The 20071-nt window shown below is 63.4% G+C and carries 17 protein-coding genes and 2 tRNA genes; 16 read left to right on the forward strand and 3 right to left on the reverse strand.

Features of this window, described 5'->3' with window-relative positions:
- The first annotated feature begins 22 nt into the window (after positions 1-22).
- The 11 genes from U5A65_RS17795 (at position 23) to U5A65_RS17845 (ending at position 9901) form a co-directional block, all read left to right on the forward strand.
- Positions 23-99, forward strand: a tRNA-Val gene (locus tag U5A65_RS17795).
- A gap of 275 nt (positions 100-374) precedes the next feature.
- Positions 375-2282 carry a threonine--tRNA ligase gene (gene thrS / locus U5A65_RS17800; RefSeq protein WP_321934955.1) on the forward strand — a complete coding sequence of 636 codons (1908 nt, stop codon included), beginning with the start codon at positions 375-377 and terminating at the stop codon, positions 2280-2282.
- Positions 2283-2332: 50 nt separating this feature from the next.
- Positions 2333-2854 carry a translation initiation factor IF-3 gene (gene infC / locus U5A65_RS17805; RefSeq protein WP_158759059.1) on the forward strand — a complete coding sequence of 174 codons (522 nt, stop codon included), beginning with the start codon at positions 2333-2335 and terminating at the stop codon, positions 2852-2854.
- 293 nt (positions 2855-3147) lie between these two features.
- On the forward strand, positions 3148-3345 hold the full coding sequence (gene rpmI / locus U5A65_RS17810; protein WP_004191477.1) for a 50S ribosomal protein L35: 198 nt from the start codon (positions 3148-3150) through the stop codon (positions 3343-3345).
- Positions 3346-3375: 30 nt separating this feature from the next.
- Positions 3376-3735 carry a 50S ribosomal protein L20 gene (gene rplT, locus U5A65_RS17815; protein ID WP_004192938.1) on the forward strand — a complete coding sequence of 120 codons (360 nt, stop codon included), beginning with the start codon at positions 3376-3378 and terminating at the stop codon, positions 3733-3735.
- A gap of 223 nt (positions 3736-3958) precedes the next feature.
- Entirely contained in the window at positions 3959-4972 is a 1014-nt protein-coding gene (gene pheS / locus U5A65_RS17820) for a phenylalanine--tRNA ligase subunit alpha (protein ID WP_321909089.1), read from the forward strand.
- A gap of 108 nt (positions 4973-5080) precedes the next feature.
- Entirely contained in the window at positions 5081-7537 is a 2457-nt protein-coding gene (pheT, locus tag U5A65_RS17825) for a phenylalanine--tRNA ligase subunit beta (RefSeq protein ID WP_321946901.1), read from the forward strand.
- Between the two features lie 91 nt (positions 7538-7628).
- Positions 7629-8039 (forward strand): integration host factor subunit alpha, encoded by a 411-nt coding sequence (locus tag U5A65_RS17830; RefSeq protein ID WP_028204248.1) that lies wholly within the window; start codon positions 7629-7631, stop codon positions 8037-8039.
- A 127-nt stretch (positions 8040-8166) separates the two neighbouring features.
- Entirely contained in the window at positions 8167-8565 is a 399-nt protein-coding gene (locus U5A65_RS17835) for a MerR family transcriptional regulator (RefSeq protein ID WP_321909087.1), read from the forward strand.
- A gap of 93 nt (positions 8566-8658) precedes the next feature.
- A tRNA-Pro gene (locus tag U5A65_RS17840) sits at positions 8659-8735 on the forward strand.
- Positions 8736-8962: 227 nt separating this feature from the next.
- Positions 8963-9901 (forward strand): DMT family transporter, encoded by a 939-nt coding sequence (locus tag U5A65_RS17845; RefSeq protein ID WP_321909085.1) that lies wholly within the window; start codon positions 8963-8965, stop codon positions 9899-9901.
- A gap of 121 nt (positions 9902-10022) precedes the next feature.
- Here the strand turns inward: U5A65_RS17845 and U5A65_RS17850 are convergent, their stop codons facing one another.
- On the reverse strand, positions 10023-11420 hold the full coding sequence (locus U5A65_RS17850; RefSeq protein ID WP_321946902.1) for an MFS transporter: 1398 nt from the start codon (positions 11418-11420) through the stop codon (positions 10023-10025).
- Between the two features lie 352 nt (positions 11421-11772).
- Between U5A65_RS17850 and U5A65_RS17855 the strand changes: the two genes are divergently transcribed.
- Together U5A65_RS17855 and U5A65_RS17860 are read left to right on the forward strand one after the other, a co-directional pair.
- Positions 11773-12093, forward strand: coding sequence for a DUF190 domain-containing protein (locus U5A65_RS17855; RefSeq protein ID WP_321909081.1), 321 nt, complete (start codon positions 11773-11775; stop codon positions 12091-12093).
- 186 nt (positions 12094-12279) lie between these two features.
- The gene (locus tag U5A65_RS17860) at positions 12280-13140 is read left to right on the forward strand and encodes a 3-hydroxybutyryl-CoA dehydrogenase (RefSeq protein ID WP_321946903.1); all 861 of its coding nucleotides are present in this window, start codon (positions 12280-12282) and stop codon (positions 13138-13140) included.
- A 20-nt stretch (positions 13141-13160) separates the two neighbouring features.
- Here U5A65_RS17860 and U5A65_RS17865 read toward each other — a convergent pair whose 3' ends face one another.
- Positions 13161-14261: an aldose epimerase family protein gene (locus tag U5A65_RS17865; protein ID WP_321909078.1), complete on the reverse strand. Its 1101-nt coding sequence runs from the start codon at positions 14259-14261 to the stop codon at positions 13161-13163.
- Between the two features lie 58 nt (positions 14262-14319).
- Positions 14320-15531: a DNA-binding transcriptional regulator gene (locus U5A65_RS17870; protein WP_321909077.1), complete on the reverse strand. Its 1212-nt coding sequence runs from the start codon at positions 15529-15531 to the stop codon at positions 14320-14322.
- A 311-nt stretch (positions 15532-15842) separates the two neighbouring features.
- Between U5A65_RS17870 and xylA the strand changes: the two genes are divergently transcribed.
- From xylA to xylF, 3 genes are all read left to right on the forward strand, one after another.
- The gene (xylA, locus tag U5A65_RS17875; protein ID WP_321909076.1) at positions 15843-17165 is read left to right on the forward strand and encodes a xylose isomerase; all 1323 of its coding nucleotides are present in this window, start codon (positions 15843-15845) and stop codon (positions 17163-17165) included.
- A 116-nt stretch (positions 17166-17281) separates the two neighbouring features.
- Positions 17282-18772, forward strand: a complete 1491-nt coding sequence (gene xylB, locus U5A65_RS17880) for a xylulokinase (RefSeq protein ID WP_321946904.1) — start codon at positions 17282-17284, stop codon at positions 18770-18772.
- A 194-nt stretch (positions 18773-18966) separates the two neighbouring features.
- Positions 18967-19995: a D-xylose ABC transporter substrate-binding protein gene (gene xylF, locus U5A65_RS17885; RefSeq protein WP_321946905.1), complete on the forward strand. Its 1029-nt coding sequence runs from the start codon at positions 18967-18969 to the stop codon at positions 19993-19995.
- Positions 19996-20071: the final 76 nt, after the last annotated feature.

Consider the following 20071-nt stretch of genomic DNA (forward strand, 5'->3'; position numbering starts at 1 on the left):
CTTCATATAATCTTTCTTCTTCAGGCTCGTAGCTCAGCTGGTTAGAGCACCACCTTGACATGGTGGGGGTCGTTGGTTCGAGTCCAATCGAGCCTACCAACGAAATCGAGGTCGCGGCGGTGGTTTTGCCGAGGCTTCACATGCAGTAAAAAGCGCTCTGCGCTCAAGGCGACTACGGTTATGACACCGCGAACGTTTACCGAAACTACTTCGGAGCGACGCTAGTCGAGGACCTCTTTCGCCTCTGCAGTCTGGTTTGAAAAGTGAATGCGGCCCCTCGAAAGCGGGGCCGCATTTTTTTTCGCTGCGAAGTTTTCCGCGGTCTGTTCCCACGAACAATACGATGTGCCTTCGCGGCACTTCTGGAGAAAAACATGGTTGCGATACGTCTGCCCGACGGTTCGGTTCGACAGTACGATCATCCCGTCACGGTCGCCGAAGTGGCGGCTTCGATTGGCCCCGGCCTCGCCAAGGCGGCGCTCGGCGGCAAGCTCGACGGCGAACTGGTCGATACGTCGACGCTGATCGATCGCGACGCATCGCTCGCCATCGTCACGGACAAGGATGCCGACGGCCTCGACATCATTCGTCACTCCACGGCGCACTTGCTCGCCTACGCGGTGAAGGAGCTGTATCCGGAAGCGCAGGTCACGATCGGGCCGGTCATCGACAACGGTTTCTACTACGACTTCGCGTACAACCGTCCCTTCACGCCCGAAGATCTCGAGAAGATCGAAAAGCGCATGCAGGAGCTCTCGAAGAAGGACGAGCCGGTGTCGCGCCGCGTTGTCACGCGCGGCGAAGCCGTGGACTACTTCAAGAGCATTGGCGAGAAGTACAAGGCCGAGATCATCGAGTCGATTCCGGGTGCGGAAGAGATCAAGCTGTACTCGCACGGCGGCTTCACGGACCTGTGCCGCGGCCCGCACGTGCCGTCCACGGGCAAGCTCAAGGTCTTCAAGCTCATGAAGGTCGCAGGCGCGTACTGGCGCGGCGACTCGAAGAACGAGCAGCTGCAGCGCATCTACGGCACGGCCTGGACGAAGAAGGAAGACCAGGACCAGTACCTCCATATGCTCGAAGAAGCCGAGAAGCGCGATCACCGCAAGCTCGGCAAGCAGCTCGACCTGTTCCACATGCAGGACGAGTCGCCGGGCATGGTGTTCTGGCACCCGAAGGGCTGGACGCTGTGGCAGCAGGTCGAGCAGTACATGCGCGGCCGCCTGCGCGTGGCTGGCTACGACGAGATCAAGACCCCGATGATCATGGACCGTTCGCTCTGGGAAGCGTCGGGTCACTGGCAGAACTATCGTGAAAACATGTTCACGACGGAGTCGGAAAAGCGCGATTACGCGATCAAGCCGATGAACTGCCCGGGCCACGTCCAGGTGTTCAATCACGGCCTGCGCTCGTATCGCGATCTGCCCCTGCGTTACGCGGAGTTCGGCTCGTGTCACCGCAACGAGGCGTCGGGCGCGCTGCACGGCCTGATGCGCGTGCGCGGCTTCGTCCAGGACGATGCGCACATCTTCTGTACGGAAGACCAGATCATCAGCGAGTCGATCGCCTTCAACACGCTGGCGATGAGCATCTACAAGGATTTCGGGTTCGATCACATCGACATCAAGTTGTCGCTGCGCCCGGATTCGCGCGCGGGGACGGATGAGACGTGGGATCGCGCCGAGCAGGGCCTGCGCGAGGCGCTCACGGCCTGCGGCCTGCAGTGGGAAGAGCTGCCGGGCGAGGGCGCGTTCTACGGTCCGAAGGTCGAGTACCACATCAAGGACGCGCTCGGCCGCTCGTGGCAGTGCGGCACGCTGCAGCTCGACATGGTGCTGCCGGAGCGCCTCGGCGCCGAGTACGTGGCCGAAGACAACAGCCGTCGCCGCCCGATCATGCTGCACCGTGCCATTCTTGGTTCGATGGAGCGTTTCCTCGGCATTCTGATCGAGCACCATGCCGGCGCGATGCCGCCGTGGCTCGCTCCGGTGCAGGCCGTTGTGATGAATATCGCGGAAAGTCAGGCCGAATATGCCGCCAATCTGGTCCAATCGTTGCAAAAACAAGGGCTTAGAGTGGTAGGCGATTTGCGCAACGAGAAAATTAGCTATAAAATACGCGAGCACACGCTTGAGAAGGTCCCGTACCTGCTTGTCGTCGGCGACAAGGAGCGTGAAGCACAAACGGTAGCCGTGCGTGCCCGTGGCGGCGTCGATCTGGGTGTCATGCCTGTCGATGCCTTTACAGCGCGTCTTGCGGAAGACGTCAAGACGTTCAGGTAAGCCACTGCGGCAGCGCGGCTCGTTTTTTTAATTTTTAGAGGAAACGTAACATCGCTACGGATAAGTCGCATCGCATCAACGGTGAAATCACTGCACCCGAGGTGCGTCTCGTCGGAATCGAGAATGAGCCGCTCGGCATCGTAAAGCTGGCCGATGCGTTCCGCATGTCGGAACAGCAGGACGTCGATCTGGTTGAAATTGCTCCTCAGGCGGTGCCTCCCGTATGCCGCTTGATGGACTACGGCAAGTTCAAGTACCAGGAATCGAAGAAGCAGCACGAGGCCAAGCTCAAGCAGAAGGTCATCCAGGTCAAGGAAGTCAAATTCCGCCCGGGTACCGATGACGGCGATTACAACGTCAAGCTGCGTAATCTCGTCCGCTTCCTCGAAGATGGCGACAAGACGAAGATCACGTTGCGTTTCCGGGGCCGCGAAATGGCTCACCAGGAAATCGGTATGCGTATGCTCGAGCGCCTGCGCACCGACCTCGATGAAGTCGGTCAGGTCGAGCAAATGCCGAAGATGGAAGGGCGCCAGATGATCATGGTGCTCTCGCCGAAGAAGAAGAAGTAATTGGCGCGCCGCGCGGGTGTTCGATGCGCGGCGGCCGAAAGCAGTTTTCAATGACGTCTTCGACGCTATTGCGTCGAAGGCGGCAAGCAGGTTCCGGAACGGCGCCCGCGCGCTGCACGTGAAGTGCGGCAAACGGGCGTTTTTCCTGAAAGCGGCGGCGAGCTTGTTTTTCAAAAAGCCAGCCAGTCGCCAAAACAAGTGGAGTGGGTTTCGAAGGGCGGAAGTCCCGGCAAGGTGTGTGAACACCGCGCCAACCGCACACCCATGTCCATCAAATAATGGAGTAGTCTGTCATGCCGAAGATGAAGACCAAGAAGAGCGCTGCAAAGCGCTTCGTGGTTCGTCCGGGCGGTACCGTCAAGCGCGGTCAAGCCTTCAAGCGTCACATCCTGACGAAGAAGACCACCAAGAACAAGCGTCATCTGCGTGGTGCAACGGCCGTTCATGATTCCGATCTGAACTCCGTGCGCGCAATGCTGCCGTTCGCGTAATCCTCAACCGATAACTCATAGGAGCGAAACATGCCTCGAGTCAAACGTGGGGTTACCGCACGGGCCCGCCACAAGAAGATCATCAACCTGGCCAAGGGTTACCGCGGCCGTCGCAATAACGTCTACCGCATCGCCAAGCAGGCGGTCATGCGCGCTGGCCAATACGCCTACCGCGATCGCCGCAACAAGAAGCGTGTGTTCCGCGCACTGTGGATCACGCGTATCAACGCGGCGGTGCGTCAGCACGACATGACCTACAGCGTGTTCATCAACGGCCTGAAGAAGGCTTCGATCGAACTCGACCGTAAGGTTCTGGCTGACATGGCTGTGTTCGACAAGGCTGCATTTGCTGCGATCGTCAAGCAGGTGAAGGCCGCCGTCGCTGCCTGATAGCAGGTATTGCGCAGGTTCGTTGCAGCAGCGTCCGGTTGTTTCGGTGATGCTGCAACAAAAACGGGGCTCCTCACCGAGCCCCGTTTTTGTTGGTAATTACGCTTCTTGCGCCGCTTCATGCAGTGCCTTCGCGCCGTCATTGCCACGCTCGATCATCGCGGGTCGTGATGGCGCATCGCTGCGCTAAGTCTCAAACTCTGACGCTGAAAAGATGGGATCAATGGATCTGGACCAGATTGTTGCCGACGCGCAAGGCGCGTTCGCTTCCGCCCCCGACGTCAACACGCTTGAAAACGAAAAGGCCCGCTTTCTCGGCAAGTCCGGCGCGCTGACCGAACTGCTCAAGGGTCTCGGCAAGCTCGACCCGGAAACGCGCAAGACCGAAGGCGCGCGCATCAACGCCGTCAAGCAGCAGGTGGAAGCCGCACTCAACGCGCGCCGCCAGGCGCTCGCCGACGCGCTCCTGAACCAGCGTCTCGCCGCCGAGGCGATCGACGTCACGCTGCCGGGCCGCGGCACGGGTACGGGCAGCCTGCACCCCGTGATGCAGACGTGGGAACGCGTCGAGCGCATCTTCGGCTCGATCGGCTTCGACGTGGCCGACGGTCCCGAGATCGAAACTGACTGGTACAACTTTACCTCGCTCAACAGCCCGGAAAACCATCCGGCGCGCTCGATGCAGGACACGTTCTACGTGGACGGCAAGGACGCGGATGGCCGTCAGCTTTTGTTGCGCACGCACACGAGTCCGATGCAGGTGCGCTACGCGCGCACGCACACGCCGCCTATCAAGGTGATCGTGCCGGGCCGCACGTATCGCGTGGACAGCGACGCCACGCACTCGCCGATGTTCAACCAGGTCGAAGGCCTGTGGATCGAAGAGAACATCAGCTTCGCCGACCTGAAGGGTGTCTACACCGACTTCCTCAAGAAGTTCTTCGAACGTGACGACATCAAGGTGCGCTTCCGTCCGTCGTACTTCCCGTTCACGGAGCCCTCGGCCGAAATCGACATGATGTTCGAGCAAGGCAAGAACGCCGGCAAGTGGCTCGAGATCTCGGGTTCGGGCCAGGTGCATCCGAGCGTGATCCGCAACATGGGCCTCGACCCGGAGCGCTACATCGGCTTTGCGTTCGGCAGCGGCCTCGAACGCCTGACGATGCTGCGTTATGGCGTGCAGGATTTGCGCCTGTTCTTCGAAGGCGATCTGCGCTTCTTGCGTCAGTTCGCCTGAACGGAGCGACGCACTCGCTTGCAGAGCGCGAGGCGGACGCAGCACTGAATGAAGGTGCGCGAGAACCCGCTTCGCGACGGTCACAATCTGTCTGGAACGTAAAACCAAATGCTATTCCCCGAATCCTGGCTGAGAAGCTTTGTCGATCCGAAACTCACGACCGATGAACTGGCCCACGCGCTCACGATGGCCGGCCTCGAAGTCGAAGGCCTGAGCCCGGCCGCGCCTCCCACCACGAAGATCGTCGTGGGCCGCGTGCTCGAAGTCGTGAAGCACCCGGACGCGGACAAGCTCAACGTCACGCAGGTCGATGCCGGCACCGGCGCGACGCTGCAGATCGTGTGCGGCGCGCCCAATGTCGCGCCGGGCATCAAGGTGCCCGTGGCGCTCGTGGGCGCCGAACTGCCGCCCGCGGAAGAGGGCGGCAAGCCTTTCGCGATCAAGCTCTCGAAGCTGCGTGGCGTGGAAAGCCAGGGCATGCTGTGCTCGGCGCGCGAACTGAAGCTCTCGGAAGACCACAGCGGCCTGATGATCCTGCCGGAAGACACGCCGATCGGCCAGGACATCCGCGAAGCGCTGAACCTCGACGACACCATCTTCGAAATCAAGCTCACGCCGAACAAGGCCGATTGCCTTTCGGTGTACGGCATCGCGCGCGAAACGGCTGCGATCACCGGCGCGCCGTTGCAGGCGCCCGTGTATCCGAAGGTCGAAGTGAAGCTCGACGAAAAGCTGCCTGTGAAGATTTCGGCGCCGGACCTGTGCGGCCGCTTCTCGGGCCGCGTGATCCGCGGCGTGAACGCGCACGCGAAAACGCCGCTGTGGATGGTCGAGCGTCTCGAGCGCTCGGGCCAGCGCAGCATCTCGGCGCTCGTCGACATCTCGAACTATGTGATGCTCGAACTGGGCCGTCCTTCGCACGTGTTCGATCTCGACAAGATCCACGGTTCGATGGACGTGCGCTGGGGCAAGAAGGGCGAAACGCTCAAGCTGCTCAACGGCAATACGGTCGAAGTCGATGAAACGGTCGGCGTGATCGCCGACAACCGTGAGATCGAAAGCCTTGCAGGCATCATGGGCGGCGACAGCACGGCCGTCACGCTCGACACCACGAACATCTATCTCGAAGCCGCATTCTGGTGGCCGGACAGCATTCGTGGCCGCTCGCGCCGCTACAACTTCTCGACCGATGCAGGCCATCGTTTCGAGCGCGGCGTGGACTGGTCGACGACGGTCGAGCACATCGAGCGCATCACGCAACTGATCCTCGACATCTGCGGCGGCGCAGCCGGCCCGATCGACGATCAAACCGTGAACGTGCCCAAGCGCGAGCCGGTGACGATGCGCGTCGCGCGTGCGAACCGCATCATCGGCGTGAAGATCAGTGCCGACGAGATCGCGCAAATCTTCACGCGCCTTGGTCTCACGTTCACGCGCAGCGTCGACAATGCGGGCGACGAGCGCTTCAGCGTGACGCCGCCGCCGTACCGTTTCGACATCGAGATCGAAGAAGACTTGATCGAAGAAGTCGCGCGTATCTACGGCGTCGAAAAGATTCCCGCGCTGCCGCCGGTGGCGCGCAGCGAAATGCGCGCGACCAACGAAACGCGCCGCTCGATTCACGCCATTCGTCACGCGCTTGCCGCGCGCGATTACGCTGAAACGATCAACTTCAGCTTCGTCGACGCCGAGTGGGAGCAGGACTTCGCGGGCAACGCGGATCCCGTGAAGCTGCTGAACCCGATCGCGAGCCAGCTCTCGGTCATGCGCACGACGCTGTTCGGCAGCCTCATCAACGTGCTGCGCCATAATCTGAACCGCCGCGCCGACCGCGTGCGCGTGTTCGAAGCAGGCCGCGTGTTCCTGAACGATCCATCGATCAAGGCCGGCGAGATGGCGGTGGAAGGTTTCGCACAACCGAAGATGATTGGCGCACTCGCCTACGGTCCCGCGCTCGAAGAGCAGTGGGGTGCGCAGACGCGCGGCGTCGACTTTTTCGACGTGAAGGGCGATCTCGAAGCGCTGTTCGCATCGCTTGGCGCGGCCAAGACGCCGCGTTTCGTGAAGGCCGAGCACCCGGCGCTGCATCCGGGACGTAGCGCGCGCATCGAAGTCGATGGCAAGTCGGTGGGTTGGATTGGCGAGCTGCATCCGCGCTGGATGCAGAAGTACGACCTGCCGCACGCACCGATGCTCTTCGAGGTCGAGGCCGACGCACTGATGGCGCGCGAGCTGCCCACGCCTACCGAAGTCTCGAAATTCCCGCCGGTCCGTCGCGACATCGCTCTTGTTGTCGATCAAAAGATCGAGGTGCAAGCACTGCTCGACGAGTTCCAGAAAGGCATGCAAGACGAGGCTTGCCGGATTGTGCAGAGGGTTGCGCTTTTCGATGAATTTCGTGCAAAATCAAATACTTCCGGACTTGGCGCGGACGAGAAAAGCCTTGCCTTCCGGGTGACCCTGCAAGATACTGGCGGAACCCTTCAGGACGAAACGGTCGATGCGGCCATCAAGTCCCTGGTGGATCGCCTGGCTCGAGTGTATGGCGCCCGGTTGCGCGGATAAGCTCCTCGGCTCATCACGTACCGACATCGCTTTCTGGTTTGCGAGGTTGCAGATCAACTTCGCAACCGGAAGCGCGCCATTTCATAGATAGATGAACGAAATGAACTCGAGTGATTTCGAAGCCCTTCTTGCGGCACAGCGTAGCGCCATGATTCGCGACATTCCTGCCTCGTCGGCAAGCGCCACGAACGACACGCCCACGCTGACCAAAGCCGAACTCGCAGAGCTGCTGTTCGACAATGTTGGGCTCAACAAGCGCGAAGCGAAAGACATGGTCGAAGCCTTCTTCGAAGTGATTCGCGACGCGCTGGAAAGCGGCGACAGCGTGAAGCTGTCCGGCTTCGGCAATTTCCAGTTGCGCGACAAGCCGCAACGCCCCGGCCGTAATCCGAAAACGGGTGAGGCGATCCCCATCGCGGCGCGTCGCGTGGTGACGTTCCATGCGAGCCAGAAGCTCAAGGCGCTCGTGGAGAGCGGCGCCGAGGCAAGCTTCCCGCGTTGATGCGTTGAGCTTGTCTGCCCGCGGCGGTGGCAATATGGCGGGCGTGAACGAATAAGTAGAAAGAGCGGACTTCAAGGACCCAGGCGGCGACGCCTCATTGCGCAACCACCACGACGGCAAACCGGCGATGACATCGACAAGCGAAAAGGTCGTCTTGCCTCCCATACCCGCCAAGCGCTACTTCACCATTGGCGAGGTGAGCGAGCTGTGCGGCGTGAAGCCACACGTACTTCGGTATTGGGAGCAGGAGTTCACGCAGTTGAAGCCGGTGAAGCGGCGCGGCAATCGCCGCTATTACCAGCATCACGAGGTATTGCTGATCCGTCGCATACGCGAACTGCTTTACGAGCAGGGCTTCACGATCAACGGCGCGCGCAATCGGCTCGATTCGCATGGGGCGGCGGCCGATGAAGCGGGGCAGTCGGAAGCGGTGGGGGCGCAAGCTTCTGAAGGCACGACAGCGCTCGTGGACGTCGACCAGTTGCGCAAGGAATTGCTGCACGTGCTCGATGCGCTCGGGCGTTGATACACCTCTCAGAACGCATGCATGTGAGTCGTTCACGAATTACGTGCGAAGCGGTTCTAATTAGAGAAACTCTCTGTTATACTTTCTAGCTCTCGGGGCGTAGCGCAGCCTGGTAGCGTACCTGCATGGGGTGCAGGTGGTCGGAGGTTCAAATCCTCTCGCCCCGACCAGAAAATAGAGCCCGCGTAATCGAAAGATTACGCGGGCTTTGTCTTTTGGCGCGCTGCAAAACAGGTGGCGCGATGACACCGCAAGATCCGGCTGTCAATTTTTCTCACATATCGGTGAGAATCCTTCGTTATACGGCGCGTGCCGCTCGCCTTACGATACGCGTACTTCGCGCCCGTGATACGTCGCATCGCGCGCCCGCGCGCAACCCCATACAGCGTCACTTCACATGAACCCGATCGAACTCGTGCAGCTGGTCATCCTCGCCGCCCTATGGGGCGGGTCGTTTCTGTTCATCCGTGTCGGCGTGACCGATTTCGGCGTCGCGCCGCTCATGGCGCTGCGCGTTGGCATCGGCGCGTTGTTCCTTCTGCTCGTGCTGTTCTCGCGGCGCCCTGCACGCGAAGCGCTCGGCACGCTGCGCGAACGCGCATGGCCGCTCTTCGTCGTCGGCATCCTCAATTCGGCCGCACCGTTCTGCCTCTTCGCGTGGGCCGAGCTCACGCTCTCCGCGGGCGTTACGTCTGTGATCAACGCGACCACGCCGCTGTGGGGCGCAGTCGTTGCGTATGTCTGGCTCAAGGATCGTCTGAGCGGGTTGCGTGTGGTCGGGCTGGCAATCGGATTCGCGGGTGTGCTCGCGCTCGTCTGGGATCAGGTCGTGACGCACGCCGGCGACGGCGCGTCCTCCACGAGCGCCGTACTCGCCGCCCTTGCTGCGCTGGTCGCAGCGGCGCTGTACGGCGTGGCTGCGAGCTACACGAAGCGTCATCTCACGGGCGCCGATCCGCTCACGGTCGCTGCCGGGACGATGACGGGCGCGACTCTCGTGCTCGCGCCTATCGCTTTGGTCACCTGGCCCGCAGCGCCCGTCTCACTGCATGCGTGGGGCGCGGTGCTCGGCCTGGGCGTAGCGTGTACGGGTGTCGCCTATCTGTTGTTCTTCAGGCTGATCGCAGCCGTGGGCCCGGCGCGCGCAATCACGGTGACGTTCGTGATCCCTATCTTCGGCATTCTGTGGGGCGCGCTCTTTCTCGGCGAGCGCGTGTCGATGGGCATGGTCGAAGCGTGCGCGGCGATTCTCGTGGGCACGGCGCTCGCGACTGGCTTCGTGAAGCGCTTGCCGGGCTTCACCGCGCGTCGCAGCGGAGCAGGCGCGGAGCGCTAGCAAGACAGCGCATAGTGCGTTGCGTGCGCTGTGCGCGCCGCGCGGCACACTGCCTTGCGCGCAGGATCCACGAAATCGCGCGGCGACTGCCGTCGCGCGTTTTTCACACCTGCCAGCTTGCTCAAGCCACCGCACGCGGCGCGGCTTTGACTTCCTTCTCACGACCGCTGCGCCCAATCGGCAACGTTGCCACAATCATCGCTCCCAGCACGAGCAGCACCGCGGAATAGATGAGCCCCGCCGCATAGCTGTGCGTCGCATCCTTGAGCCAGCCCACGACGAGCGGATTGGCCGCCGAACTGATATTGCCGATCGCATTGATCACCGCGATGCCCACCGCGCGCGCTTGCGGCGTGAACGCCTGATCGGGCGTGGTCCAGAAGATCGACATCGCCGTGTACGACCCCGCCGATGCGAGGCACACGCCGAGCAGCTGCACGAGCGGTGCGCCGCCTTGCGCCGTCAACACGCAGCCAATCCCCGAGAGCAGCATCGGCGCGGCAAGGTGCCATTTGCGTTCCTGGCGCCGGTCCGAGCGGCGGCCCCACGCGATCATCGCGACGATCGTGACGAGCTGCGGAATCGTCGCGACGAGGCCCACGGTGACGTTGCTCGCCCCTGCGCTGAAACCCTTCACGATCAGCGGCGCCCACACGGCGACCATGGCGAGTGTGTTGACGAGGCAGAAGTACGCCGCCGCGAAGCGCAGAACCACCGGCGAGCGCAGTTGCTGCCAAAGGCTGCGTTCGTTCGCTGCGTGCGCCGTGGTCGAAGCGAGCGCGTCGTCGGCCGGCTCGGCGAGCGCGGCTTCGAGCGTGCGTTTTTCCTCCGCGCTGAGCCAGCGCGCGGCGCGTGGCGTGTCGTCCAGGTAGAAGAACGCCACGCAGCCGAGCAGTGCAGCCGGCATGCCTTCGAGCACGAAGAGCCATTGCCAGCCGGCCAGTCCTGCATGGCCGTCGAGCTTGAGGATATAGCCCGAGACTGCAGAGCCGAGTGCAGCCGTCACGGGCATGGCGATCATGAAGAGGGCATTCGCCCGCGCGCGCCACGCGCTCGGGAACCAGCAGGTCAAATAGAGCAGCATGCCGGGCAAGAAGCCTGCCTCGGTCACGCCAACCAGCATACGCAGCCAGTAGAGCGTGGTGGCGTTGGTGGCGAACATCGTCGCGGTGGAGGCGAGGCCCCACGCAATCATGATGAAGCTGATCCAGCGGCGCGCGCCGATGCGCGCGAGCATGAGATTGCCCGGAATGCCGCATGCGATATAGGCGACGTAGAAGAGGGTGGTGGCGAAGCCGAACTGCGTGCTCGTCAGGCCGAGGTCTTTCATCATCGTCAGGCCTGCGAAGCCGATGTTGATGCGGTCGAGAAACGACACGACGAACAGCAGGAACAGGAAACCGAGCAAATGGCGCGAGACCTTGCGGGTGACCTGTTCGGTGGCGGCTGCGCAGTTTGACTGCGTTTGCGCGGACGTGTGCGGCACGCGCGAAGCATGCCCTTGCGGGATTGGGCTCATGTGTCTCCTCCTAAGCACCGGGACGTGAGCGTGGCAAGGCTTATGGCGTTGTTGTTTGCCGCGGATCACAATTCACGCGGATTATGCGAGGGGCGCGCGCGCCGTCTGTCCTCAATTTGGGTACAGCCGAGCTTTAAGCCCTTCATCGCGGCGGGCGTGGGCTTTCTCTTTCTCTCGCCTGTACGGCAAACGCCCGAGCGCGCGACGTCGACGTCGTTGCAGTTCGGAGTCAGACCATAACCGTCGGCGCGCCGGCACCCGAAAGGACGCGTGCTAGAATTTTTTTGCATGCCGCCCGTCGCGCGGCGCTCATCCGACCATTCGACGTACTTCCGAGCGCATGGAGGGCCCCATGCCCGCAGGCAGTCAACTGACGCTCTACACGAGCCGCAAACACAAGAAGGGCCACAAGTCCGCGGTCTCCTGGATCATTGACGCCGCGCGTGCGCAGGGTGTCTTCGGCGTGACCGTGCTGGAAGGCTACGAGGGCCTCGACGCCCACGGAAAGATGCATGCCGCTCACTTCTTCGATCTGGCCGACGAGCCCGCTGTGGTGCTGATCGTCGCCGACGAGCCCTCCATCGACGCGCTCCTCGTCACACTGGAAGCGGGTGGCGTCGAACTCTTCTATACGCGCACGCCAATCGACTACGGCCGTCTCGGCGGTGTCTGACGGCCAGCGTCTTTTCGCGCCGCTGCGCAGGCATTCGGCTGGGGGCCCCCCGTCACGCGAGTTCCGGCCAATTCCCACTACCCGTTACACTGTGGGTATTGGTGCGGTGCACCACGCGTAGCGCCGCATGACCGGCATTTCCCATAGCGACTCGCCGGGGTCGCAGACAAGGAGTGAGGACGAGGCATGGCAATCGAAACGGTAGGGATCGTGGGCGCAGGCACGATGGGCAACGGCATCGCCCAGGCGGTGGCGGTGGCGGGGCTCAAGGCGGTGATGATCGACGTGACCGACGCGGCGCTCGCCAAGGGCGTCGCGACGCTCACGCACAGCCTGGAGCGGCTCGTCTCGAAGGGCAAGCTCGATGCGGGCGTGCGCGACGCCGCGCTCGCCCGAATCGAAACGACCACCGACTACCAGCGTCTCGCGGGCGTCGATCTCGTGATCGAGGCGGCGACCGAGAACGCCGAGCTGAAAACGCGCATTCTCAAGCAGATCGAGGCCGCAGCCCGCCCCGACGCGATCATCGCGTCGAACACCTCGTCGATCTCGATCACGGCGCTCGCGAGCACGCTCGCCGATCCGTCGCGCTTCATCGGCATGCACTTCTTCAACCCGGTGCCGATGATGCCGCTCGTCGAGGTGATCAGCGGCCTGCAAACGCGCGCGGAGGTGGCCGAGTCTGTGCGCGAAATGGCGCAGTGTCTCGACAAGACGCCGATCGCCGTGAAGAACGCGCCCGGCTTCGTCGTGAACCGCATTCTGGTGCCGATGATCAACGAGGCGTTCTTCGTGCTAGCGGAAGGCACTGCGAGCGCCGAGGAAATCGATGCCGGCATGAAGCTCGGCGCCAGTCACCCGATCGGCCCGCTCGCGCTGGCGGACCTGATCGGCCTCGACGTGTGCCTCTCGGTGATGGACGTGTTCCTGAAGGACTTCGGCGACTCGAAGTATCGCGCGTGCCCGCTGCTGCGCGAGATGGTCGCGGCGGGCCAGCTCGGCCGCAAGACCGGCCGCGGTGTCTATCAGTACGACAAGGCCGCCTGACCGATTGCGCCCGGCTGGCTTCAGTCGAGCACGCTAACGCGGTATTGCGTGACCTGTTGATACGTCTTGCCGGGCCGTAGCACCACTTCGTCGCACGCGGGCGCTTCCATGTTGATCTGGTTCGGGAAGCCGCCCGCTTCGAGGCACAGCCCCGCGTAGCGCGCGCACGTCGCGCCGCGGCGTCCAGGCTGACCTTCCAGATAATTCCCTGTATAAAGCTGCAGCCCGCGCTGGTCGGTCGAGACGGCGAGCTCGCGCCCGCTGCCCGGCTCGTACACGCGTGCGACCGGCCGCACGGGCCAGCGGCCCGGCGCGGCGTGCAGCGTGCCCGCCGTGCTCTCGGGCGCGCGTAGCACATAGCAGTGGTCGAAACCGCGCGCGCGTTCGAGCTGGTCGTTCGGCCAGTCGAGCCGCGCGCCCAGCGGCGCACCGTGGCGGAAGTCGAACGCGCTGCCCGAGACGTCGGCAATGCGCTCGGGAATCAATTGAGGATCGACTTCGAGGAACGCGTCGGCGTCGATCGTCAGCACGTGGCCGCGAATGTCCGGGCTCGTTTCGCCGGAGAGGTTGAAGTAGCCGTGGCTCGTGAGATTGAGCGGCGTGGGCGCATCGGCCACGCCCTCGTATTCGATCGTGAGCGTGCCGTCGTCGTCGAGCGTATAGCGCACCTGCACGCTCACGTTGCCCGGAAAGCCGCCATCGCCTTCCGGCGAATCGAGCCGCAGCACCAGCGCGCCCCGATCTTCTTCCACCTGCCATATCTGCCGGTGAAAGCCGTTCACGCCACCATGCAGAAGATTGCCGTTCTCGTTGCGATCGAGCGGATAGTCGATTCCGTCCAGCGTGAAGTGCGCACTCCTGATGCGGTTGGCCCAGCGCCCGACCAGCGCGCCCATGTACGTGGTGGCCGCGAGATAGTCGGCGGGCGTGTCGTGGCCGAGCAGGATGTCTGCGAGGCGGCCGGCGCGATCGGGGGCGAGCCACGAGACGAGCGTCGCGCCAAGATCGCTGACCGTCACCTTCATGCCCTGCGCGTTGCGCAGCGTGTAGAGCCGCACGGCGTCGCCGCCGGGCAGGGCGCCCCACGGTTCGGAAGTCGGATGGGCAGCAAGAGTGTTCATGAGGTGAAGAGAACGTATGAAGAAAGCGTGATTGTCCGGGTTGGCCGAAGCCGCTTTATCAAGTGGACAGGCGTGGGCCCGAAGCGTTCGCGACACTGTCCTGATATTCGCGCGGCGTGCATCCCAACTCACGGCGAAATACGGCGTACATATATTGCAGCGACGTGAATCCGCAGCGGATCGCCACCTCCGCGCTCGAAGCGTCGCGGCTCGCGAGCATTGCTTTCGCGGCATCGAGCTTGTGGCGCAAGATTTCCTGGTGGACCGTGCACCGGAGTTCACGCCGGAAATATTCTTCCAGCGACGAGCGCGATACGCCCACATAGTCGGCCACCTGCTCGGTCTTGATGCCCTGGCACGCGTACTGGCGGATGAAATGGCGCGCGCGCATGACGTGCGGGCTCGACAACGGTTCATGCCGGGTCGATTCGAGCACATTGATGCCGACGGGCGGAACCAGAATGCGTTGTCCCGGAAAACGCGCGCCGCGCAGCATCTGGTGCAGCAAGTGGGCGGCCGTCTTGCCCATTTCCTCCGTGCCCTGAATGACCGACGAAAGCGGAATACGCGTGAGCGTGCGGGTGAGCGGGTCGTTGTCGATGCCGATGATCGCCACCTGCTCGGGCACTGCAATACCGTGAATCAGGCATGCCTGAAGCAAATGCCTCGCCCGCGCGTCGGTCACAGCGATCACGCCCACGGGCTTGGGCAGGCTGTGCAGCCACGCGCTCAACTGTTCGATGTGCTGGTTCCAGGCGCTGGCGCTGGTGGCCTGACCCCGATAGATCGGCGCCTGCAGGCCTTCTTCGCGGGCGAGCGCCTGGAATGCCAGCTCGCGCTCCTGCGCCCAGCGGTTTTCCTGCGCGACGGGCAGGCTGTACATCGCGAGATTCGGCAAGCCTGCGCCGATCAGGTGCGTCCACGCGAGCGAGACCAGTTTGCGGTTGTCGGTCGCGATATAGGGTATGTCGGCCGGGTACTGGCTGGCGTCTTCGAACGACGAGCCCACGGCGACCACCGGCAGGGGGCAGCCGCGCAGCGCGTCGGCCACGGCGGGGTCGTCGAAGTCGGCGATGATGCCGTCCCCGTCGAAGCGCTCGATGCCCGCGAGCCGGCAGCGGAAGTCTTCTTCGAGAAAGAGGTCCCACGCCACGCGTGTGGAGCGCAGATAGTGGCCAATCCCCGCAATGATCTCGCGGTCGTACACCTTGTTCGCGTTGAAAAGCAGCGCGATACGATGGGGCGTCTGGGAAGCGGGGGCACGGGTCATGTCGTGTCGGCGGCTGGTCGCCCGGCGCGCAACGCCTGCGAAAAAACCGCCATGTCTCCATTTCGGGCGCGGTGCGCGCAAATGAGCGCCGCGCTACGATGTCTTTCGCGCCTCTGGCGCGTCGTTTTAAGCGTCCGGCTATTTTAGGCCCAGATTCGCGGGCGCGGGCGCGCCGGCCGCGCCAGTCGGCAGGAAACATTAAAGGTCTCACGCAATTTCGCAATTGCCGCGCTTTGCGCCTCGCGGGCAGTATGGCGTCACACAGAGGGATGCACGCCGCGCCGCTGCGCTGCAACAACATTGGAGACATCATGTCGTATTTCGAACATATCCCCGCTATTCGATACGAAGGCCCGCAGTCGGACAACCCGCTTGCGTACCATCACTACGACCGGACCAAAAAGGTGCTCGGCAAGACGCTCGAAGAGCATCTGCGCATCGCGGTGTGCTATTGGCATTCGTTCGTGTGGCCCGGCAACGATATTTTCGGGCAAGGCGCGTTTCACCGCCCGTGGCAGCAGCCCGGCGACGCCATGGAACGCGCGCGCCAGAAGGCCGATGCCGCGTTCGAATTTTTCTCGAAGCTCGGCACACCTTATTACACGTTCCACGACACCGATGTGGCTCCGGAAGGCAAGGACCTGAAGGACTACACCGAAAACTTCAAGCGCATGGTCGACTACCTCGGCGAGCGCCAGCAGGCAAGCGGCGTGAAGCTGCTGTGGGGTACCGCAAACCTGTTTTCGAATCCGCGCTATGCGGGCGGCGCCGCCACGAACCCCAACCCCGAAGTCTTCGCGTATGCGGCCACCCAGGTGTGTCATGCGCTCGACGCGACGCGCAAGCTCGGCGGTGAGAACTACGTGCTGTGGGGCGGCCGCGAAGGCTACGACACGCTGCTCAATACCGACCTCAAGCGCGAGCGCGAACAGTTTGCGCGTTTCCTCTCGATGGTGGTCGAGCACAAGCACCGCACCGGTTTCACCGGCACGCTGCTGATCGAGCCGAAGCCGCAGGAGCCGACCAAGCATCAGTACGACTACGACGTCGCCACGGTGCACGGCTTCCTCACGCAATACGGGTTGCAAAACGAAATCCGCGTGAATATCGAGGCGAATCACGCGACGCTCGCGGGCCACTCGTTCCATCACGAAATCGCAACGGCGTTCGCGCTGGGCGTGTTCGGCAGCGTCGACGCGAATCGCGGCGACCCGCAGAACGGCTGGGACACCGACCAGTTCCCGAACAGCGTCGAAGAACTCACGCTCGCGTTCTACGAGATTCTGCGCCACGGCGGCTTTACGACGGGCGGCATGAACTTCGACGCGAAGGTGCGCCGCGCAAGCGCCGATCCGGAAGACATGTTCTACGGCCACGTGGGCGCGATCGACGTGCTCGCGCTTGCGCTCGAGCGCGGTGCGGCGCTCGTGGAAAACGACCGGCTCGAACAGTTCCGCAGCCAGCGCTACGCGGGCTGGGACAGCGAGTTCGGCCGCAAGATTCTCTCGGGCGGCTATTCGCTTTCGTCGCTCGCCGCCGACGCGCTCGCGCACGGCATGAATCCGCAGCACGCGAGCGGCCAGCAGGAGCGGCTCGAGAATGTCGTGAATCAGGCCATCTACGGCCAGCGCTAGCCGTACCACGGCGCGCGAAAAGAAACGCCTGAAAAAACATTAGCGCGCGCCGTCAAATTCGCAATTGCGCTGCTTCCCATACAAGGCAAACTGGCGCAAAAAAGAAGGACGGAGACATGTTTATCGGTATCGACCTCGGCACGTCGGGCGTGAAGGCCGTGCTGCTCGATCGCGCCGGCGACGTGCTCGGCAGCGCGAGCGCGCCGCTCACCGTGAGCCGGCCGCAGCCACGTTGGTCCGAGCAGGCGCCGCAAGACTGGTGGCTTGCCACGCAGGATGCCTTGCGCGCACTGATCGACGAAGCGCGTGGGCGCGGTATCGACCCGGCGCGTATTGAAGCCCTCGGCTTGACCGGTCAGATGCACGGCGCGACGCTGCTCGACGCGAGTGGGCAGGTGCTGCGTCCCGCTATCTTGTGGAACGATGGTCGTTCGGATGCCGAATGTATCGAGCTGGAGCGCGCCGTAACGCAGTTGCATGCCATTGCCGGCAATCTTGCGATGCCGGGCTTCACGGCGCCGAAGCTGCTGTGGGTGCGCAAGCACGAGCCGGAGATCTTCGCGCGCATTGCGCATGTGCTGTTGCCGAAGGACTATTTGCGCTGGCTGCTCACGGGCGTGTTCGCGACCGACCCGTCCGACGCCGCCGGCACGCTGTGGCTCGATATCGCGAAGCGCGACTATAGCGAGACCTTGCTCGAGGCGTGCGGTCTCACGCGTGCGCAGATGCCGGACGTAGTCGAAGGCAACCACGTAACGGGCCGGCTTCGGCCCGAACTCGCGCGGCAATTCGGCCTGCGCGAAATTCCGGTCGTGGCGGGCGGCGGAGACAATGCGGCGGGCGCCGTGGGCGTGGGCATCGTGCGGCCCGGCGACGCCATGCTTTCGCTCGGCACGTCGGGCGTTTATTTCGCGGTGTCGGACGGCTTTCTCGCCAATCCCGACTCCGCCGTGCACAGCTTCTGCCATGCTTTACCGCACACGTGGCACTTGATGTCCGTGATGCTGAACGCGGCCAGTTGCCTCGACTTCACTGCGCAGTTGACGGGTTACGAAAGCGTTGCCGCGTTGCTCGCTGACGCCGAAGCAAACTCAAACGCCGCGCGCGACGCGCGCCGGCCGTGGTTCTTGCCGTACCTTAGCGGCGAGCGCACGCCGCACAACAATGTGAACGCGAAGGGCGTGTTTTATGGCATGACGCCGCAGACCGCGCGCGCCGATCTGGCCAACGCGACGCTGGAAGGCGTAGGCTTCGCGCTGCTCGACGGTATGGATGCGCTGCACGCGGCGGGGCTCGTGCCGGAGACGATCACGGTCATTGGCGGCGGCTCGCGCAGCGCCTGGTGGACGCAAATGCTCGCCGATATCAGCGGCCGCGCGCTTACGCTGCGCGCCGGCGGCGAGGTCGGCCCGGCGCTGGGCGCGGCGCGCCTCGCGCATCTCGCGCTCGAACCGGGCGCGACGCTCGAGCAGGTGTGCCCGCAGCCACCTGTGCTCGCGATACGCGAGCCTGACGCCGCACGCCACGCGTGGTATCGCGAGGCGCGCCGTCCAACCTTTAGCGCGCTGTACCGCGCGCTCGAACCGGTTTTCGCAACCGGCGCCTGAGAGAGGGCGCCGGTGCAGAAAAACTGCACGGCCAGTGTAGTCGTGCAGTCGATTGGTAGTCCTACGGTTATACCGCACGCCTTGCCTTTTCGCGTGTGTTCCGCAATTACATCGGCAACCGCCTGATAACCATCGCCGCGGCGGCGACGCGTACGCGCGCGCCTGCGCATCGGCATCAAGAGGAGTATGGAGACATGAATTTCGCCAAACGTCGTTCGGTTCTGAGTTCGCTCGTATGCGGGGCCGTGCTCGCGAGCCTGTCGCTTGCCGCACCGCTCGCACACGCGAGCAAGGATCACCCCGAGATCGGCTTCTGTATCGACGACCTGCGTGTCGAGCGCTGGTCGCGCGATCGCGACTACTTCGTCGCCGCCGCGGAAAAGCTTGGCGCGAAAGTGTCGGTGCAGTCGGCCGACGCCAGCGAGGAACGCCAGATCTCGCAGATCGAAAACCTCATTTCGCGTGGCGTCGACGTCATCGTGATCGTGCCGTTCAACTCGAAAACGCTCGGCAACGTCGTCGCCGAAGCGAAGAAGGCGGGCATCAAGGTCGTTTCGTATGACCGCCTGATTCTCGATGCCGATATCGATGGCTACATCTCGTTCGACAACGAGAAGGTGGGCGAGCTTCAGGCGAAGGGTGTCTACGATGCGCAGCCCAAGGGCAATTACTTCCTGCTGGGCGGCGCGCCCACCGACAACAACGCGAAGATGCTGCGTGAAGGACAACTGAAGGTCCTCAAGTCCGCTATCGACCGTGGCGACATCAAGGTGGTCGGCCAGCAGTGGGTGCCGGAATGGAGCGCTTCGACGGCGCTGCGCATCATGGAAGACGCGCTCACCGCGAACAACAACAAGATCGACGCCGTGGTCGCTTCGAATGACGGCACGGCGGGCGGCGCGATCCAGGCGCTCGCCGCGCAGCATCTCGCGGGCAAGGTGCCGGTGTCGGGCCAGGACGCGGACCTCGCGGCAGTCAAGCGCGTGGTGGCCGGCACGCAGACCATGACGGTCTACAAGCCGCTCAAGCTCATCGCGGGCGAAGCCGCGAAGCTCGCCGTCGATCTCGCGAAGGGCCAGAAGCCGGCATACAACGCGCAGTACGACAACGGCAAGAAGAAGGTCGATACGGTGCTGCTGCAGCCGACGCTGCTCACGAAGACCAACGTGGACGTCGTCGTGAAGGACGGCTTCTACACGCAGGCGCAACTGGCAAGCCAGTAACGTCTATGGCCTGACGGCCCGCGCGCGCCACGAATGTGGCGATGGCGTCGCGCGGGCCTTCGCAGCGAGTGACCAG

The organism is Paraburkholderia sp. J10-1, assembly GCF_905220165.1.
In the GTDB taxonomy this organism is placed as follows: Bacteria; Pseudomonadota; Gammaproteobacteria; order Burkholderiales; family Burkholderiaceae; genus Paraburkholderia.

What these genes read in the sequence shown, in the direction of transcription:
- U5A65_RS17830 (WP_028204248.1), top strand. Translation starts at nt 7,629, where the DNA reads ATGAACGAAATGAACTCGAGTGATTTCGAAGCCCTTCTTGCGGCACAG.
- xylB (WP_321946904.1), top strand. Translation starts at nt 17,282, where the DNA reads ATGTTTATCGGTATCGACCTCGGCACGTCGGGCGTGAAGGCCGTGCTG.
- thrS (WP_321934955.1), top strand. Translation starts at nt 375, where the DNA reads ATGGTTGCGATACGTCTGCCCGACGGTTCGGTTCGACAGTACGATCAT.
- U5A65_RS17870 (WP_321909077.1), bottom strand. Translation starts at nt 15,531, where the DNA reads ATGACCCGTGCCCCCGCTTCCCAGACGCCCCATCGTATCGCGCTGCTT.
- U5A65_RS17850 (WP_321946902.1), bottom strand. Translation starts at nt 11,420, where the DNA reads ATGAGCCCAATCCCGCAAGGGCATGCTTCGCGCGTGCCGCACACGTCC.
- U5A65_RS17835 (WP_321909087.1), top strand. Translation starts at nt 8,167, where the DNA reads ATGACATCGACAAGCGAAAAGGTCGTCTTGCCTCCCATACCCGCCAAG.
- U5A65_RS17865 (WP_321909078.1), bottom strand. Translation starts at nt 14,261, where the DNA reads ATGAACACTCTTGCTGCCCATCCGACTTCCGAACCGTGGGGCGCCCTG.
- xylA (WP_321909076.1), top strand. Translation starts at nt 15,843, where the DNA reads ATGTCGTATTTCGAACATATCCCCGCTATTCGATACGAAGGCCCGCAG.
- rpmI (WP_004191477.1), top strand. Translation starts at nt 3,148, where the DNA reads ATGCCGAAGATGAAGACCAAGAAGAGCGCTGCAAAGCGCTTCGTGGTT.
- pheS (WP_321909089.1), top strand. Translation starts at nt 3,959, where the DNA reads ATGGATCTGGACCAGATTGTTGCCGACGCGCAAGGCGCGTTCGCTTCC.
- U5A65_RS17860 (WP_321946903.1), top strand. Translation starts at nt 12,280, where the DNA reads ATGGCAATCGAAACGGTAGGGATCGTGGGCGCAGGCACGATGGGCAAC.
- U5A65_RS17855 (WP_321909081.1), top strand. Translation starts at nt 11,773, where the DNA reads ATGCCCGCAGGCAGTCAACTGACGCTCTACACGAGCCGCAAACACAAG.
- rplT (WP_004192938.1), top strand. Translation starts at nt 3,376, where the DNA reads ATGCCTCGAGTCAAACGTGGGGTTACCGCACGGGCCCGCCACAAGAAG.
- xylF (WP_321946905.1), top strand. Translation starts at nt 18,967, where the DNA reads ATGAATTTCGCCAAACGTCGTTCGGTTCTGAGTTCGCTCGTATGCGGG.
- pheT (WP_321946901.1), top strand. Translation starts at nt 5,081, where the DNA reads ATGCTATTCCCCGAATCCTGGCTGAGAAGCTTTGTCGATCCGAAACTC.
- U5A65_RS17845 (WP_321909085.1), top strand. Translation starts at nt 8,963, where the DNA reads ATGAACCCGATCGAACTCGTGCAGCTGGTCATCCTCGCCGCCCTATGG.